Annotated in this window: 17 protein-coding genes; 8 read left to right on the forward strand and 9 right to left on the reverse strand. The window is 41.0% G+C overall.

From position 1 onward, the window contains the following. Positions 1–71 precede the first annotated feature (71 nt). Positions 72–1,121 carry an RNA 3'-terminal phosphate cyclase gene (rtcA, locus tag MN869_RS02180; protein ID WP_033132937.1) on the forward strand — a complete coding sequence of 350 codons (1,050 nt, stop codon included), beginning with the start codon at positions 72–74 and terminating at the stop codon, positions 1,119–1,121. A 12-nt stretch (positions 1,122–1,133) separates the two neighbouring features. Beyond that, on the forward strand, positions 1,134–1,703 hold the full coding sequence (locus tag MN869_RS02185) for an RNA 2'-phosphotransferase (protein WP_033132938.1): 570 nt from the start codon (positions 1,134–1,136) through the stop codon (positions 1,701–1,703). 18 nt (positions 1,704–1,721) lie between these two features. Here the strand turns inward: MN869_RS02185 and MN869_RS02190 are convergent, their stop codons facing one another. From MN869_RS02190 to pheA, 4 genes are all read right to left on the reverse strand, one after another. Continuing rightward, on the reverse strand, positions 1,722–3,182 hold the full coding sequence (locus MN869_RS02190) for an aminoacyl-histidine dipeptidase (RefSeq protein WP_033132939.1): 1,461 nt from the start codon (positions 3,180–3,182) through the stop codon (positions 1,722–1,724). Between the two features lie 102 nt (positions 3,183–3,284). Beyond that, a complete protein-coding gene (locus MN869_RS02195) occupies positions 3,285–3,668 on the reverse strand; it encodes a hypothetical protein (RefSeq protein ID WP_004653914.1) in 384 nt (127 codons plus the stop codon). Positions 3,669–3,959: 291 nt separating this feature from the next. Beyond that, entirely contained in the window at positions 3,960–6,209 is a 2,250-nt protein-coding gene (locus MN869_RS02200; RefSeq protein WP_033132940.1) for a bifunctional prephenate dehydrogenase/3-phosphoshikimate 1-carboxyvinyltransferase, read from the reverse strand. Positions 6,210–6,284: 75 nt separating this feature from the next. Continuing rightward, on the reverse strand, positions 6,285–7,394 hold the full coding sequence (gene pheA / locus MN869_RS02205; RefSeq protein ID WP_005204264.1) for a prephenate dehydratase: 1,110 nt from the start codon (positions 7,392–7,394) through the stop codon (positions 6,285–6,287). Positions 7,395–7,585: 191 nt separating this feature from the next. On the opposite strand from pheA, the gene MN869_RS02210 reads away from it, so the two are divergent. Both MN869_RS02210 and MN869_RS02215 read left to right on the forward strand, forming a co-directional pair. Continuing rightward, entirely contained in the window at positions 7,586–8,521 is a 936-nt protein-coding gene (locus MN869_RS02210) for an alpha/beta hydrolase-fold protein (RefSeq protein WP_033132941.1), read from the forward strand. Between the two features lie 116 nt (positions 8,522–8,637). Then, complete coding sequence (locus tag MN869_RS02215; protein WP_033132942.1) at positions 8,638–9,261, forward strand: hypothetical protein; 624 nt, start codon at positions 8,638–8,640, stop codon at positions 9,259–9,261. Positions 9,262–9,314: 53 nt separating this feature from the next. On the opposite strand, the gene MN869_RS02220 is transcribed toward MN869_RS02215, so the two are convergent. Beyond that, positions 9,315–10,460 carry an acyl-CoA dehydrogenase family protein gene (locus MN869_RS02220; RefSeq protein ID WP_033132943.1) on the reverse strand — a complete coding sequence of 382 codons (1,146 nt, stop codon included), beginning with the start codon at positions 10,458–10,460 and terminating at the stop codon, positions 9,315–9,317. A gap of 247 nt (positions 10,461–10,707) precedes the next feature. Here MN869_RS02220 and MN869_RS02225 point away from each other — a divergent pair, with 247 nt between their 5' ends. Further along, a complete protein-coding gene (locus tag MN869_RS02225; protein WP_033132944.1) occupies positions 10,708–11,703 on the forward strand; it encodes a glycosyl transferase family protein in 996 nt (331 codons plus the stop codon). A 39-nt stretch (positions 11,704–11,742) separates the two neighbouring features. Here MN869_RS02225 and MN869_RS02230 read toward each other — a convergent pair whose 3' ends face one another. The 3 genes from MN869_RS02230 to MN869_RS02240 form a co-directional block, all read right to left on the reverse strand. After that, the gene (locus tag MN869_RS02230; RefSeq protein WP_032859000.1) at positions 11,743–12,150 is read right to left on the reverse strand and encodes a hypothetical protein; all 408 of its coding nucleotides are present in this window, start codon (positions 12,148–12,150) and stop codon (positions 11,743–11,745) included. A gap of 61 nt (positions 12,151–12,211) precedes the next feature. Continuing rightward, complete coding sequence (locus tag MN869_RS02235; RefSeq protein ID WP_005313347.1) at positions 12,212–12,484, reverse strand: DUF1315 family protein; 273 nt, start codon at positions 12,482–12,484, stop codon at positions 12,212–12,214. Beyond that, positions 12,481–13,389 carry an NAD(+) kinase gene (locus MN869_RS02240; protein WP_032858932.1) on the reverse strand — a complete coding sequence of 303 codons (909 nt, stop codon included), beginning with the start codon at positions 13,387–13,389 and terminating at the stop codon, positions 12,481–12,483. The genes MN869_RS02235 and MN869_RS02240 overlap by 4 nt, the downstream gene beginning before the upstream one ends. Before the next feature lie 234 nt (positions 13,390–13,623). On the opposite strand from MN869_RS02240, the gene mrcB reads away from it, so the two are divergent. Beyond that, complete coding sequence (gene mrcB, locus MN869_RS02245) at positions 13,624–16,035, forward strand: penicillin-binding protein 1B (protein ID WP_033132945.1); 2,412 nt, start codon at positions 13,624–13,626, stop codon at positions 16,033–16,035. 20 nt (positions 16,036–16,055) lie between these two features. Then, positions 16,056–16,613, forward strand: a complete 558-nt coding sequence (locus MN869_RS02250) for a tetratricopeptide repeat protein (RefSeq protein WP_005204291.1) — start codon at positions 16,056–16,058, stop codon at positions 16,611–16,613. Between the two features lie 2 nt (positions 16,614–16,615). Here MN869_RS02250 and MN869_RS02255 read toward each other — a convergent pair whose 3' ends face one another. After that, on the reverse strand, positions 16,616–17,527 hold the full coding sequence (locus MN869_RS02255; protein WP_033132946.1) for a thiamine phosphate synthase: 912 nt from the start codon (positions 17,525–17,527) through the stop codon (positions 16,616–16,618). A gap of 177 nt (positions 17,528–17,704) precedes the next feature. On the opposite strand from MN869_RS02255, the gene MN869_RS02260 reads away from it, so the two are divergent. Continuing rightward, positions 17,705–17,875: a hemin uptake protein HemP gene (locus tag MN869_RS02260; RefSeq protein WP_004653932.1), complete on the forward strand. Its 171-nt coding sequence runs from the start codon at positions 17,705–17,707 to the stop codon at positions 17,873–17,875. The last annotated feature ends 12 nt before the right edge of the window (positions 17,876–17,887 follow it).

Here is a 17,887-nt window from a genome sequence, read left to right on the forward strand (position 1 = left end):
AGTCACGCGTTACTTCGCATTACCATGTACTGACAGTATGTTCATTAAATTAGAAAATAAGGAAAATAGACGTGAATAAAGCTTTGGCAAATATGCCAGTAACTATCCAGATTGATGGTTCACAAGGTGAAGGGGGTGGACAAATTTTAAGAACCGCCATTGCCCTTTCGATGATTACAGGTCAAGCATTTGAATTAATCAACATTCGTGCTGGGCGGAAAAAACCTGGCTTAATGCGCCAGCATTTAGTCTGTGTACAGGCATCTCAACAGATTAGCCAAGCGTATGTAGAAGGTGATGAACTCCATAGCCAGCGTTTGTACTTTGCACCGCAACATGTACAAAGTGGAAAATACCAATTCCAGATTGGTTCGGCAGGAAGCACAACTCTGGTTTTGCAAACCCTGTTACCTGCTTTGTTATTGCAAAATGAAACCAGTGATCTCACGATTTCTGGGGGTACTCATAATCCACTTGCACCAACGGCAGATTTTATCGAGCATTGCTTTTTACCAGTATTAGAAAAACTTGGAATAGAGGTCGAGTTTAAGTTAAATAAAGCAGGTTTCTTTCCGATTGGTGCAGGTGAAATTCAAATCAAGATTCAACCGTGGCAACATCGAAATAAGCTAAGCTTATTAGATCGTGGCGCTTTGCAAACGACAAAGGCTTTTGCGGCAGTACTCAACCTTTCCGAAGAAGCACAAATCGCACAACGCGAATTAGCAACTTTAAATAAAAGACTAAAACTGGATACACAGCAGCAATTCCATTTAAGTGGGATCAGTCAGGGCAATACGGTGTATGTCAAAGTTGAACATCAGCAGCACATTCAGCTATTCACGGCTTTAGGTGAAATGCGTAAAAGTGCAGAACAAATTGCCAATCATTTGGCGGAACAGGTAAAGCAATATCTGGAATCTAATGCTGCAGTCGATGAATATTTAGCGGATCAGTTGTTATTACCTTTGGCATTGGGACAAGGGGGCGAATTTACCGCACAATGTATTAGTGAACACACCCGTACTCAGGCCACGATGATTGAAAAATTTATTGATTGCAAAATTGAATTTATCGAGTTGGATAAAACGCTATTTCAGGTCAAAGTAAACGTAGAATAGTGAATATTAAATATGAAAGAACATACTCAAATAAGCAAATTTTTAAGCCTGATATTAAGACATAAGCCTGAACAAATTGGACTTCAGCTTGATCAAGAAGGTTGGGCAAAAATTGCTGAGCTCATTGAAGCTGCGCAACAACACGACGCTCGTCTAGATGAAGCATTACTCCATATAATCGTCGAACAAAATGATAAAAAACGCTTCCAAATCTCAGACGATGATTTGATGATCAGAGCTGTTCAAGGCCACTCAACACATACCGTACAACGGCAAATGATTGCGCTTGAGCCACCACAATATTTATTTCATGGCACAGCGAGTCGATTTATAGATTCAATTCAGACGCAAGGCCTAATCGCAGGACAGCGCCATTATGTACATCTAAGTGAAAATAAAGAAACGGCCTTGAATGTAGGCCAACGCTACGGTAAGCCTGTACTCTTCTTAATTAACACACCGCAAATGTATAAAGATGGCTTTGAGTTTTATCAAGCAGAAAATGGTGTTTGGCTAACAATACATGTACCAACACAATATTTATCGTTGATTGATCAGACCAAGACAGGATCATTGGTCTGATCTGATTCTAAGATTCAGTTAACGCACACTTTCCAAAGCTGTCACCAATAACTTCCAGCATTTCTCTACCGTGTCGACTTTAACTCTTTCACCGGGTGCATGTGCGCCCTGAATATCAGGGCCAAATGACACCATCTGCAAATCAGGATAATGCTCTGCAATAATGCCGCACTCTAAACCAGCATGAATCACTTTCAAGTTCGGCTCAATTCCAAATGCAGATTGATACGCTTGTTGTAAGCATTTCAATGCAGCTGAATCTGGATTTGGTGTCCAACCTGAGACCAACGGTGTTAATTCAGATTGAATCTGGAAATTGGCAAAGTGCTGTTGAATGTTATGTGCAAATGTCACTGCTTCTTGGTTGACCATCGAACGAACCATAATCAAAGTTTTGGTTTCGTCTTTCGTCAGTTTGACCACACCAATATTATTCGAAGTCTCAACCACATCAGCTAAAGCACGGCTCCACTGTGCAATGCCGTATGGACACGTTGCCAATGCCTGCAACCAAGCTTGTTGCTGCTGCAATGTCATAACTTCATTTATCGGGTTGACATTTTGCTGTACGCTGATCTGTAGCTGATCATCAACGCCCTGTAGCTTTTGTTGCCATTCAACCTGTGTTGCTGCGACGGCTTTTTCTAGACCAGTCAATTGATCTATTTTAATTGCAATGGTTGCCACAGCTTCACGTGGGATGGCATTACGTGCCGATCCACCGACAAATTCAACCAGTCGACCATTGGATGGTGCCAAATAATCATTCAGGAAATTGGCTAAAATCACATTGGCATTACCACGACCTAAATGAATATCAACCCCTGAATGGCCGCCTTTTAGACCTGACACCAGCACATCTACATAAATTAAATTAGCATGTGCTTTTTCATATTCAATTGGCTGCCCTGCTTCTAGGTCAATACTCCCAGCACAGCCAAGATACAACTCGCCCCATTCTTCGGTATCAATATTAAAAAGCCACTGTCCTGTTAAAACACCTGACTCAAGTAAACGAGCACCACTCATTCCTGCTTCTTCATCAATGGTTAGCAGAACTTCAATCGGTCCGTGGGCGATATCGCTAGATTCTAATACAGCAAGTGCCAGCGCAACTCCAATGCCATTGTCTGCACCTAGTGTGGTATTTTCAGCAATCAGCCAGCCGTTTTTTAATACAGGTTGAATGGGATCTTTAAAGAAATCATGTTGCGTACCACGATTTGCCTGAGTCACCATATCTAAGTGCCCTTGCAAAATCACACCTGCAACGTGCTCTTTACCTGCTGTAGCAGCTTTTCGAATAATTAAATTACCAATGTCATCGACATAAGTTTCTAGGTTGCGCTGTTCCGCCCAATCTTTTAAATGTTGTCTTAGTTGTTGTTCATGCTTGGATGGTCGAGGAATCGTACATAAGGTCTCAAAATGTTGCCAAACTGCTTGGGGTGATAATTTAGAAAAATCGACCTGTATCATGCACCTATACTCTCAAATAAAGCGTTTAAATCAATATACACCATACAACTCAAATGGCGGTGCTTAAATCACTTCAATTAAGATTTTATGCGCAAAATTGACTTAGCTTTTCCACACAAACTGAGAAAAACTATGTTCTGCTTTTAAACTGTTTTCAACAGCCTGAGCCAATTGGCGGATAATACTTTGTGTTTCTATACGCTCAAACCAAGCTTGTTCTTGCTGTGGATTGGCTGAGATTTCACAAAGAATATGTCCTTCGGTATCTTGCTGCGAGCATAAGATTGAAAGTGGTAACTGGTGATTGTCGATACGCACTTCAATTTTTTCATGCTCATGACGAATATGCTGTGCATCAAAGCCATATTGTTCTAATTGTTTATATAGCAATGCAGCCACGTACTCTTGCGTGATATAGCATTCATTCGGTGGATGATCAACCACCCCATGTTTTGGGCAATCTGCTATAAATTGCAACGTTTTCATGCTATTCCCTCTATTTTTATGTTTTTAACTCTGGATCGCAGAGTAAATCCGACGCGAACGGTAAGAATTATTATATATACAATTGTCTTTAATAGATTAGCTGATTGTCTTAGTTCTATAGCTAAATTGATAAATTTAGACCCGATTAGATATGTACATCTACAAAATCAGCATTTTTCTTATTTAAGCGTTTTCGCCTTATGTTTAGCCAATTGTTTTTATGAATATGCTTATAAAAAAAGCAGCATTTAACTTAATTAATCAAGCTAAACACTGCCTTTCCAGATCAGCTTATGGATTCACAACCTGCAAATCCAAACCTGCAGTATTTGCAAGCTCGGTGAAGGTTGGGAAACTTGTTGCCACAGTTTCTGTACCATGAATGGTGATGTTACCTGAAGTACGCAAACCAGCCATACTAAAACTCATAGCAATACGGTGGTCATGGTGTGACTCAATTTCACCACCAGCGAAAATAGCAGACCAATCACCTGATTTACCTTTACCTTCAATGATGATGCCATCGTCGGTTGGGGTACAGTCAATGCCCATAGTTTTCAAACCATCTGCCATCACTTGAATACGATCAGATTCTTTAACACGCAGCTCAGCTGCTCCTGTTAGAACAGTTTGACCTTCGGCACATGCAGCAGCAATAAATAATACTGGGAATTCATCAATTGCTAATGGCACTTGGTCTTCTGGCATATGAATGCCTTTCAGCGTTCTAGAACCTTTGATATGAATATCTGCAATGGGTTCACCACCTGCAATACGTTCATTTTCTACAGTTAGATCAGCACCCATTTGCTTAAGAATTTCAATGACACCTGTACGCGTTGGATTGATGCCAACCGCTTCAAGGATCACATCGGCACCTTCGGTAATTGCAGCACCGACCATAAAGAATGCCGCTGAGGAAATATCCGAAGGTACTTGAATATCGGTACCGACTAATTTGCCACCACCGATAAGCGAGATTTTATTGCCTTCGGTTTTCACATCATAACCAAAAGCACGTAACATACGCTCGGTATGATCACGGGTTGGTTCTGGCTCAGTCACTGAAGTTTCACCCGCAGCCCATAAACCCGCCAATAAAATGCCTGATTTCACCTGAGCAGACGCCATTGGTAAGTCATATTGAATGCCTTTTAATGCTTGGCTACCTGTAATGCTGACTGGAGGTGTGCCTTTCTCACCGGTGGTTTGGATGAGTGCACCCATTTCACGAAGTGGTTTTGCAATACGTTCCATTGGACGTTTAGACAATGACGCATCACCGGTCATCACTGAATCGAACTTCTGCGCAGACAACATGCCAGATAGCAAACGCATACTGGTGCCAGAGTTACCCATATACAAAGCACTTACTGGCGCTTTTAAACCTTGCATGCCCACGCCATGAATAGTGACTTCACCATTCTTCGGTCCTTCGATGCTCACACCCATATCACGGAAAGCCTGTAAAGTTGCGAGTGCATCTTCACCTTCCAAGAAGCCTGTTACATGTGTTGTGCCTTCTGCAATCGCCCCAAACATGATTGAGCGATGTGACACAGATTTGTCACCTGGTACGGTGAATTTACCTGTAAATGTTTTCTTTCCCGGTAAAATGGTAAATTGCTGTGTCACCTTGTTTTTCTCCATCAAAGGTTTTTTGGCCAACATATGGTTAAAGTGCTGACGTGCTGCTTGAGCATGCCCGAGCAGTCCCATCAACGCGTGCGAATCTTCCTGTTCAATCAATTTCTTTAAAACGGACAATTGCTGTTCAAAGCCATCAACAGCATTCAGAATTGCAGTTTTATTGGCAAAGAAAATATCATGCCACATCTGTGGATCACTGGCAGCAATACGCGAGAAGTCACGAAAACCTCCTGCTGCATAGCGGAAAATATCTAAATTATCTTCACGATTTGCCAGTTGCTCGACCAGATTGAATGCCATCAAATGCGGTAAATGGCTGGTATGTGCCAATACTTCATCGTGTTTGGTGACATCCATACAAATCACTTCTGCTTTTGCAGCAGACCAAAGTTGAATCAGTTTTTCAACCGCCCAATCAGCACTGGTTGGAAGTGGTGTCAAAATCACTTTATGATTGACGAATAAATCAACTTTACCTGCATGTACCCCAGTATGCTCAGCACCTGCAATCGGATGCCCTGGTACAAAACCAACAGGTAGATTTTCACCAAATACGGCTTTTGCGGCTTCAACCACATTGCCTTTGGTACTACCGACATCGGTAATGATGACATTGTCTGCAAGATAAGGCTTGATCTGTTCCAACACTTTTTGTGTCGCACGAACAGGTAATGCTAAAACAATTAAATCTGCATCCTGAACTGCTTCTTCTGGCGTTGCATAACCGTGTTGAATAAGACCGAGTGCCTTAGCATCTTCTAATGTTTTTTTTGAGCGTGTTGAAGCCACAATTTGAGCTGCAAGTTGTTCTGCCACAATCACACGAGCAAGACTCGACCCAATCAGTCCAAGCCCAATAAATGCAACTTTCTTAAATAATGGTTGAGACATAAAACATATTTGCCTAATGAGACGACTTTGATATGGATAGATACCGAAGTCATCTATCCATACGATAAAACGGGATTATAAAACAGCGATTGGATACGAACCGAGTACGCGTAACTCTTTTACCATTGGACGGATTTCTTCCAATGCCGCCGCAACATTTTCCTGACCGATATGTCCTTCTAAATCAATAAAGAACACATAAGCCCATTTCTCAGGCAATGCAGGACGCGTTTCAATACTGGTCAAGCTGATCTGATGCTTGGCAAACGGCGCAAGAATTTCCAATAAAGCACCCGCACGATCATGCGCAGAGATCAATAAAGAGGTTTTATCATTACCGCTTTGAGGAATCTTCTCACGCCCAATCACAAGGAAACGTGTGGTATTTTCAGGATTATCTTCAATATTGCTATGTAAAATCTCAAGGTTGTACATACTTGCCGCAATATCAGATGCAATCGCAGCTGAATGCCACTCGTTACGAATACGACGTGCCGCTTCCGCATTTGAGTTTAGCGCGACACGCTCTACACCTGGATAATGTGCATCTAACCACTTACGGCATTGTGCCAAAGTTTGCTGATGCGCATAAATCTGCTTAATACTATCTTTGCGAGTATTTTCAGATACAAGGAACTGATGATGGATACGAAGTTCAACTTCACCAATTACATTAACTGTCGATGATTTAAAGCAATCCAGTGTATGGTTGACGATACCTTCTGATGAGTTCTCCACGGGAACGACACCATAATGTGCACTACCCGCTTCAACTTCACGGAATACTTCATCAATGGTTGGCAATGGACGCACAACAGCATCTTTACCAAAATGCTTTAATACCGCAGAATGGGTATAAGTCCCTTCTGGTCCGAGGAATGCGATGCTTTGTGGTGCTTCAAGTGCCAAACATGCTGACATGATTTCACGGAACAAACGTGCCATGGTCGCATCAGACAAAGGTCCCTGATTACGCTCCATGACTTTACGCAGCACTTGAGCTTCACGTTCAGGTCGATAAAACAGCGGATTCTCTTCGGATGCAAATTTCGCTTTGGCTACAGCTTCTGCAAGCGTCGCACGGCGGTTGAGTAACTCTTGGATTTGTTGATCAACACTATCAATATCGTTACGAATTTGTTCTAAATTAAGTGAATTCGATGTGTTTTGTCCATCGTTTACCATTGAATGCAGCCTCAGCAAAATCATCTATAAGAATGGATTACAATTCATCTGTGAATTGATTATCCGAGCTAGTATAACAACACTTTAAGCTATTAAACACGCTGAGTTTTAACTCTTTTTATTACCGAACTTTATTGATAATGATTTTCATTATATATTGCTAGCAAAATTTCAATGCTTGCGAATAAATTATGTTTAAACCACTTGGTATTTTGACTTTTTCTCTGCTCATGGCAACACCATTGGCTTTTGCTCAACCGACGATCTCGAGTTCAAATAAAGCGCCTCTTAAATCACAAACCAATATTCAACAAAGCTTTGTAATCGCATCCAAATATACAAAACATGATTATTTGATTCAGATCTCGGTTCCTGCTGGTGAAGTCCCAAGTGAAGGTTTTCCTGTGCTGTATGTATTGGATGGCAATGCCGCATTTGATAGTGCTGCCAATATTGCTAAGTCGGTGGGTGGTGGTGCCAATCGTTTGGGCTTGAGTCCAGTCGCTATTGTTGCAATCGGCTACCCACAGCAAAACAGTTTTGATGTCGAAAAACGTGCTTTAGACTACACCCCAAAAGCATCGGCTGAATTTCAAAAACAAGCCAAGTACACTTATGGTGGCGCAGACCAATTCATTCAATTTCTTGAGAAAGAACTAAAGCCTGCGATTCAAACCAAAATTAAAGTTAATCCACAGCAACAGAGTTTATTTGGACATTCCTTTGGTGGACTATTTGTTTTACACACTTTCTTTAGCCAACCGCAAATGTTTCAACGTTATATTGCGGCCAGCCCTTCACTCTGGTTTGATAATTATGCGTTGCTCAATCGGCAGGCAGATTGGTTAAAGAATCAAAATAAAACTCAAGATATCATGCTGATGACCACAGTGGGTACACATGAACATGGTCGAAGTCCAACACCAGACGCTGAATCCTTGCAGAAGCAGAATAACTTCTATCAAAACTTTAATCAGCAACGTTCAAAGCATTTCTTGTTCTTGAATTATCGACATCCTGCTGAACAGCATTTGACTAATATGTATGCCAGCTTACCGAAAGCGATTATGTTGGCAGGTTGTCAGCCACAAAGTTGTTCAAATCTATTTGATGAACCAACACCATAAAGTCCTGAATAAACATAGCTAAATTTAAGCGGGCTATTTGTTCCACTTAAATTTGAACTTTTCTATAGAATAGATTGGTTATACTGCAAGAAGATGTCATAACAACAGTAAATACAATGAATAAGATTTTCAGCTTAGCTTTACTGAGCCTAATTAGTATCGGTTTAACCGCATGTAGCGGTTGCCCCATGATTGCAGGTTGCAATGGCACCGATCGCTCACCTTACTTTATCACTCCTGTGGGCAGTCAAGCTCGAGGAATTCCCATCCCCCATCAAACCAAATTGACTTATCAATCACAGCACTTTAAACAAGAATTTCAGCAAACTCATGCTTTAAAAGAACAGAACTTAACTGGTATCGCCTTGCCTGAAAATACTGCAATCCTTTGGGGCGGTATGCCGGTTGAGCGGTTTATTCAATATGCCAATCCCGCAATGCAGGGCTTTACGGTTTACCCTGCAACAGGGTTTAAATCAGAACAATCCAATGCATTCTTAAATTTATGGAAAAGTTGTGAAAGTGACTTAGATATCAACTTAAAAAACACCAATGACTGGTCATTTAATCCATCTAATATGCAAATACGAGGCTGTGGCCGCTTTCAACAACGCAGTGAATATACGGAAGATACCTTTCGGCAAGATGAAGCCAATGAGTTTCTTAGAAAGATCAACCAAGCCTTACAGCAATTACCTAAACAACAGAACTATCCCATGATCCAAAGACCAAGCAAATAGTTAAAACAAAACAGCCTGCTCAAAAGCAGGCTATTTGACGAGATAAATGCCAATTAAGCTTTACCGATAATGCCACGCGCCACGATTTCTTTCATAATCTCGTTGGTTCCGCCATAAATACGCTGAATGCGCGCATCAACAAAGAAGCGTGAAATTGGATATTCAGTCATATAGCCGTAGCCACCAAATAATTGCAGCAAGTTGTCAGCCACTTTCATTTGCATATCAGTACTAAAGCTCTTCAAGGCTGCGGCCGTTTCTACATCCAGTTTACCTTCATTATATAAAGCCACGTTTTGATTATAGAAAGCGGCTGTTGCCAACTCATCAATCTTCGCTTGTGCCAATACAAAACGTGTATTTTGGAATTGTGAAATTGCCTGACCAAAGGCTTGGCGTTCTTTTACATATTGCGTGGTAATATCAATCGCACCACGAATTGCACCCAATGCAGTCGCAGCAATCGCAGTACGTTCACGCGGAAGCTCTTGCATCAAGTAAGCAAAACCTTGCCCTGCTTGACCCAACAATTGATCTTTCGGTACTTTGACATTATCAAAGAATAATTCTGAGGTGTCTTGTGAATGCAAACCAATTTTGTCGAGGTTGGTGCCCTTTTTAAAGCCTTCTAAATGTGTATCCACTAACATCAAAGACACACCTTTGGCACGTGCTTGTGGATCCGTCTTCACTGCAAGAACTACAAGATCCGCATGCTGACCATTTGAAATAAAGGTTTTTGAACCATTTAACAGATAATGATCATCTTGCAGGATGGCACTGGTACGCATCGCCTGTAAATCTGAACCAGCACCTGGTTCTGTCATGCCAATGGCACCGACCACTTCACCCGATACCATTTTTGGTAACCAATACTGTTTTTGTTCTTCTGTTGCAATGTGTTGGATATAGGGTGCTGCAATTTCAGAGTGACATGAAATCGCGGTTGATAATGCACAGTAGCCCGCACGTGCAGACTCTTCAACCAACATCAATGAATAATGCGTTGGCACACCATAACCACCGTATTCTTCTGGGACATCGACACACAAGAATCCATTTTCGCCTAATGCGTTCCATACTGAACGCGGCATGATGCCTTCACGTTCCCATTGCTCATAATGAGGTGCAATCTGCTCGCTCATAAAGCGTTTAAAGTTATCGCGGAAGAGTTCCAAATCTGAATCGTAAGCTAACATCATTATTTCCTTTCGCTTTCATTGTTCTTAAAAATTCGTTCGCAGTCATGCTAATAACTTTTAGATAGGTTGTCATGTCCCGTTTACATCAAATCACTAGACTGATTCGGTCAATAATTTTGTTTGCATCGTCTATCTTTAGACAACAGTTGCTTATTGATTAAACAGCTTGTTGGTTTTTTTATGCTACACAGCTCAGTTTTATGTCATATTCGTTTTATTCTTTGTGACAACCTTCAATACGACCATGAACACAAAACGTAATATCTATAAAACCGCTGAACATCCTTTTGCTCAATATGTGCGTATTTTAGGTAAGGGCAAAACTGGTTCCCGTTCGCTCAGTTATGAAGAAGCCTATCAAGCCTTTAGCATGATTTTAAAAGATGAAGTCTTGGATGTGCAGTTGGGTGCATTCTTGATGCTCTTGCGTGTTAAAGAGGAATCTGTCGATGAATTAGCAGGTTTTGTCCAAGCTACGCGAGATCAACTCAACTTTCAGCCACTTGAGGTCGATCTTGACTGGTCTTCTTATGCAGGCAAGCGTAAGCACTATCCATGGTTCTTATTGGCAGCACTGACTTTAGCACATCATGGTTACAAGATTGTGATGCATGGTGCATCAGGTCACACCATTAACCGTGTCTATACCGAACAAGTTTTACAATACTTAGGCTTTTCAATTTGTCAAAATCAACAGGATGTCCGTGAACAACTTGAACAGCACAATTTTGCTTATCTACCACTTGAAGCCATTTCACCAATTCTAAGTGAATTGATCTCGCTAAGAAATGTGATGGGGTTACGCTCTCCAATCCATACTTTGGCACGCTTAATTAATCCATTTAATACCAAAGCGACCTTACAAGCGATCTTCCATCCAGCTTATCGTACTTCACATCAACAGACTGCGTTCCGCTTGGGTTATCAAAACAGTGCAGTGATTAAAGGTGAAGGTGGTGAGTTTGAACGTAATCCTGATGCCAAAACGTTAATTTGTGGCATTAAAAATGGTGAATTGTACGAACACGAACTACCAAAGTTAACCCCTGACCGTAGTCCGATTGAAGAAGAGCTTGATTTAGCTGTGTTTAAAGCGGTTTGGTTGGGCGAACATACGCATGAATATGGCGAATTGGCAATCGTCGAAACGATGGGAATCGCGTTGTATACCATGGGTGTAGTCAATAGCTATGATGATGCAATGGAAAAAGCGAAAGAATTGTGGAAGAGTCGTTTCTGATTATACGAATGACCAAGGTTATATCGGATAGCCTTGGTTTTAAGTTTCAATATAATAAAAATCTGGCCAAAACGGATATTCCCGACCTGAAGAATGAATATTTCTTAGCTTCAGGTGATCACCTATTTTGATTGTAATCTTGTTAGGATCGTAAGGACCCGAAAGATAAGCATCTCGTTGTTGACCTATAAGTGCCTTACAATATGCATGATGCGCTTTGACCTTTTGGGAGCTTCGTATTGATTGCGACTCCATCACCTGAATCCCAATCAATAACATGGGATAACCATCGTTCTTTATACTTGTATATTCGGTTTGGGGAGAAGTGTATTTCTGGTTGGCAACGACCTTCACCTTGAGTAAACATTCAATGGGTTGTTTAGCCAATACAGCATCACTAAAAAATATAAGAGATAATAGTGCATAAACAGATTTTAAATGTTTCATAAGATTCTTTATTATATTTTGTAAACATAAAAAAAGCCCAGTAATCACTGAGCTTCTTAAATTAAACAAAACGAATCGGTTTGAATTCTGGTTCGTTGTGATGGTGGTCATCATCACACTCCTCACCGTCTTCTTTAGTACCACGATCGATATAACCGCTACGCTGTTCTTTTGGTAAATGTTCCATTTCCCATGCATACACTGCTTGCATACAGATTTCACGCTGTTCTTTGGTTAATGCAATCCCATTTGGCCATTTGCCAATTTCAACAGCAGTACGAAGGCGCTCAACAATTTCAGGATTTAAAATAGCGAGCATTTGTTCAATATTCATGAGTCATCCTGTTGAAAAGATTCAAAATCTTGATTCCACCCCAATTTGGTACGACATGCCATATAGAAATCATAACCTGGTGGATGTAATAAGCTTAGTTTAAACGGATGTTTGCGAATATGCACCGTGTCACCGACATTTAATGCAACACTATGTTGACCATCGGCACTGACCATCGGCAAAACACGGTTTTCACGAATGGTAATTTTAACTTCACTGTGACCACCCACCACGATCGGTCGTGACGACAACGTATGTGGATGCATCGGCACTAAAGCGATCGCATCCATACTCGGATGTAAGATTGGCCCGCCACCTGACAGTGAATATGCGGTTGAACCTGTTGGCGTTGAAACAATCAAGCCATCACTGTGCTGACGATAGACATATTGTCCATCAATATTCAGTTCAAAATCGATCATATGAACCGATTTCCCAGAGTGTAAAACCACATCATTCAATGCAATTGCATCATAAATCGTTTCACCATTGGTACGAACTTCCATTTCCAACAAGAAACGGCGATCTAGCTGAAATTGACCTTGTAGCACCTGATCAAGCTTAAATATCGCTTCTGCTGGCTTAATATCTGTTAAAAAGCCCAGTCGACCGCGGTTAATTCCAATTACAGGCGTATTATGTCGAACCAATGCACGTGCAGCATGTAAAAGTGAACCATCCCCCCCTACAACTACAACTAAATCAACCACTTCCCCAAGTAAATTTCGGCTCACTGTCTGCCCATAACTATAAGGCACCAGTTTGGCTGTTTCCTGATCAAAAACGGGGTTTAAACCTAAAGTGATCAAATGATCATGAATTAAACATAACGTTTCTACTACAGAATACTTGTCTGGTCGTCCAATTAGACCAATATTTCGAAAGGATTTATGTGAAATTTGCACGAATAATTCAGCTCCGTCGCGATTACTGACTATCATATCATTAACAACCAATGTTGCGTTGATGATTGATTAAAAAGTATAAAAATGTCTATCCGTTGTTTTTTTATACGTTTAATGTCAACGCATTCTTAAAGTTTTTATTGCATGTTGCTATTTATTCACAGTTTTATGATTGCAAAATGACAATAAGCTATCGCATCATTACCGACATTGTTTTGGTTTTAACGCAAATCTATGAAGTTTGAACGTGGTATTGGTTTTCTAGCACTCATTTTCTCAATGTTAGTGATAGGTGTCTTTGTTGCTTTTAGTATCTATCTGATCCGCTTGGATAATATTATTCGTGACAAGTTTGAAGGTCAGCGTTGGGACATCCCTGCCAAGGTGTTTGCTCGCCCATTAGAAATCTATTCTAGTGCACCGATTACTCAAGAGAATTTTACCCAAGAGTTAAAATTACTAGGTTACAAAAACACAGCGAATTATGACAAGTCTGGTAGCTATGTAGTACAAGGCAACCAGATGTATGTACATACCCGCGGTTTTGACTATGGCGATAGTAATGAACCTGAGCAAGTGCTAGAACTTGCTTTCGCTGATGGTCAGGTGAGTGAAATCCGTTCAACCAAGCCTTCGAGTACAGGTGTCGCTCGTTTAGAGCCTTTATTGATTGGTGGTATTTATCCACAGCACAATGAAGACCGCGTTCTAATCAAACTAAATAAAGTTCCAAAAACCCTGATTGAAGCGCTAATTTCAACAGAAGATCGTAATTTCTATCATCATCATGGTATTTCGATCCGTGGTACAGCACGTGCCTTGGTCAGTAATGCCACAGGTGGTCGCCGTCAAGGTGGTTCAACTTTAACGCAGCAGTTGGTCAAGAATTTCTATCTATCACCAGAGAAAACGCTGAAACGTAAAGTCAATGAAGCATTGATGGCTATATTGATTGAATTACATTACAGCAAAGATGAAATTCTTGAAGCCTATTTAAATGAAGTGAATTTAGGCCAAAATGGCAGCTATTCGATTAATGGCTATGGTCTAGCATCACAGTTTTATTTTGGTTTACCTCTACGTGAGCTGAATATTTCACAGCAAGCCTACTTGGTTGGTCTGGTTCAAGGCCCTTCTTTATATAACCCTTGGCGTAATCCTGAATCTGCGAAAAAGCGCCGTGATGTTGTTTTAAACAACATGAAAGTGATGGGCTATTTAACAGAAGCAGAATATCAAGATGAGATTGCTCGTCCATTAAATGTGGTGAGTAAGCCAACCTTAGGCCCTGCAAAATTCCCAGATTTCTTGGATATTGTGCGTCGTCAACTTCGTACTGAATACCAAGAAAGTGATATTACCAATCAAGGCTTAAGAATCTTTACCACACTTGATCCAATTGCACAGACCCAAGTCCAAAATGCATTTAAGAGCACTGTCGATCGTTTAGCCAAAGCCAACCCTGCCCGTTTGAAAAACTTGCAAGGTGCGGTTCTGGTTGCTCATCCTGAAAATGGTGAACTGGTTGCGGCTGTGGGTTCCACTCAAGACTTTACAGGCTTTAACCGTGCCTTAGATGCTAAACGTCAAGTGGGTTCATTACTCAAACCAATTATTTATTTAAATGCAATCGAATCTGGGCGTTATACATGGGCAAGCCCAATTGAAGACAGTGCAGTCAATATTCCGATTGATGGTGACAAGAGCTGGACACCGAAGAACTATAGTGGTGGTGAACATGGTGTTGTGCCAATGCAACAAGCATTAGCAAATTCATACAACCTTTCTACTGTACGCTTAGCCAATGAATTTGGTTTATCTGCATTCAGCAATAAGCTCAAACAGTTCGGGGTAAGTTCTGATATCCCTGCCTACCCTTCGATTTACCTTGGTGCTGTAAATATGTCACCAATGGAAGTATTGAGCATTTACGGTAATTTTGCGACAGGTGGCTTTAAATACCCACCACGTTCAATTCGTACCGTAGTCGATGCCAAAGGCCATTTACTGGAACGTTATGGCTTAAATGTACAACAAACCATTGATCCTGCTGCTGCCTACATTCTTAACTATGGCCTACAGCAAGTGATGCGTTCTGGTACGGGTCGTTCTGCATATAACAGCCTACCAGAATCACTCAATTTAGCAGGTAAATCTGGAACTACAAATGACACCAGAGACTCATGGTTCGCAGGTTATTCTGGCAATCATGTTGCAGTTGTCTGGTTAGGTCTGGATGACAATAAAGTCACTGGCTTAACTGGTTCATCAGGTGCATTGCCTGTGTGGATCAATGTGATGAAACAGCTCCGTCAAGAACCTGTCAATCTGCGCCAAACCGATAATGTTCAATGGCAATGGATTGATAGTGCCAGCGGTGATTTATCTGCTCAAGGCTGTGATGGTGCGATGTATATTCCATTACTGCGTCAGACCGTACCACGTCGTGCAACCTTATGCGGTCAATCTCACTACGAAGTAGAACCAACTTATATTCCGAACGATGCAACACCTACAGATGATCATAATGACGGTATAAGCAACTATATTCGTGAAAGTGAAACTCAAATGGATACAGATTTATCCAATCACACTCCAACACGCGTTATTTCTAGCGGCAGCTATAACGGTAACAGTGACAATTAAGTTTACAAGGATGATTGGACATGATGAATAAAACCACGGTTCTACTTGGTGTGCTGCTACTCGCAGGTTGTACAACTGCACCAGAGAAAACCACCAAACCTGCAAATCAGCCACCAACGAGTAGCTCGCAAAAGAAGAAGGTCACCCAACCTTCTTCTGGTGTAAAAATTACACCTTATGAACAGAAAGAAATTAAACGTCAAAGTGTTCCCGTTGTTGTTCCGCAACAAAAGGTTCAGCAGAAGTTTAATGATGGTAGCCAGTTACCTGCATTTAAGACTTTAATGCAGAAAACACAAGTGGCTTATAAGCAACAGCAACTCGCAGAAGCTGAGCGTTATGCCTTACAAGCACAACGTATTGCGCCACAAGCCACAGAAACTTATTTGTATTTGGCAATGATCGCGGATCAGCGCAAAGAATATGCCAATGCCGAAGCATTGGCACGTCGTGGCTTAAGTTATGCGCAAAGCAACGCTATGAAGAAACAGCTTTGGTTTATCATCCTGAAAGCGAGCGAAGCACGCGGTCATACCATTAAGGCCCAAGAAGCACGTAGAACCATTCAGACACTTTAAGCTTAATCAATTGAACTAAACTGTCGAATTCCAGCAAGCCCATAAGCATGATGTTTTTGGGCTTGTTCTAAATCTGCCAGTGCAAGCCCACCTAAAGCAAATACAGGAATATCACTATTCTGTGCCAATTCCTGAAAACGATCCCACCCCAATACTTTCGTTTCTGGATGCGTCTCTGTGGCATGTATAGGACTCAAAAACACAGCATCACAGCCAATATGCTGAGCGTGTTGTAACGACACAGCATCGTGACAAGCAGCGATAAAGCGTTTCCCCACGACCAAGCCACCTTTGCTTAAACTCATCAGCTGCGATTGCTTTAAATGAATGGTCTGTATCTTGTTTTGCAGTTTTACACTTAGTTTTTGCCACAGATCAACATTAACAATGAGTTTTCTCAATTGATCAACCTTTAAAGCATCAAGCTGTTGCTCAATTTGCTCAATATCATCCGTTTGTGTACGCCAATACAATAGCGCCTCTTGTTGCGGCAAAGCATCGATCTGATCGCTAATTTTAATCAGATGTGGCCAACTTAAACGTTGCAGAATTACGGTATTTGCTTTCGGGAAATTGAGATCAATCAATTGATCACGGTTATACCAAGCCCATGGTTGATGAATAAGATTAAGTAACTCATCAGGTACATAAGCATGGAATAAGTATAAATTGACAATGATGTCTTCATATTCATGTTGGATCAGATCAAAAGCATGCCACTCTTTTAAACCAATGCCAACTTCCTCATAAATTTCTCGACGACAAGCCTGTTCAGGTGTTTCACCCTGCTCAACTTTTCCGCCAGGAAATTCATGTTTGTTGCCTTGATGTTGGTTTGCTTGTCGCCAACCCACTAAAACTTTAGTTTTGTGTAATAAAATTGCGATCGCAACATCAACTGTAGCTTTTGTCATAACCGTTTAAAATCTCTCAGCTTTTCAGATCCATTCTAAGGAATTTAACTCGGCATTCCCATGTCAAAAAATAAAATTAATAGATGATTTTGTAAATTCTTAAAATTTCCGTTGACAGGTCTATTCGATAATGATTATCATTTAAAACATTAAAAAACACACCACGGAGCATAACAAATGAACGCACCATTCAGCCTATTTACTCGTAGTACCGATGCAGCTCAATCATTGCCAATGTTGCATTCAAACAACCTTTTTGCCTTAGGTCGCGAAATCCGCATCATGCATGCTGGTGAGGAATATCGCTTACGTTTAACCCGTAATAATCGCCTGATTTTAACGAAGTAATATAATAATAAT

The sequence above is a fragment of the Acinetobacter sp. NIPH1876 genome (assembly GCF_022808535.1).
Lineage (GTDB): Bacteria > Pseudomonadota > Gammaproteobacteria > Pseudomonadales > Moraxellaceae > Acinetobacter > Acinetobacter higginsii.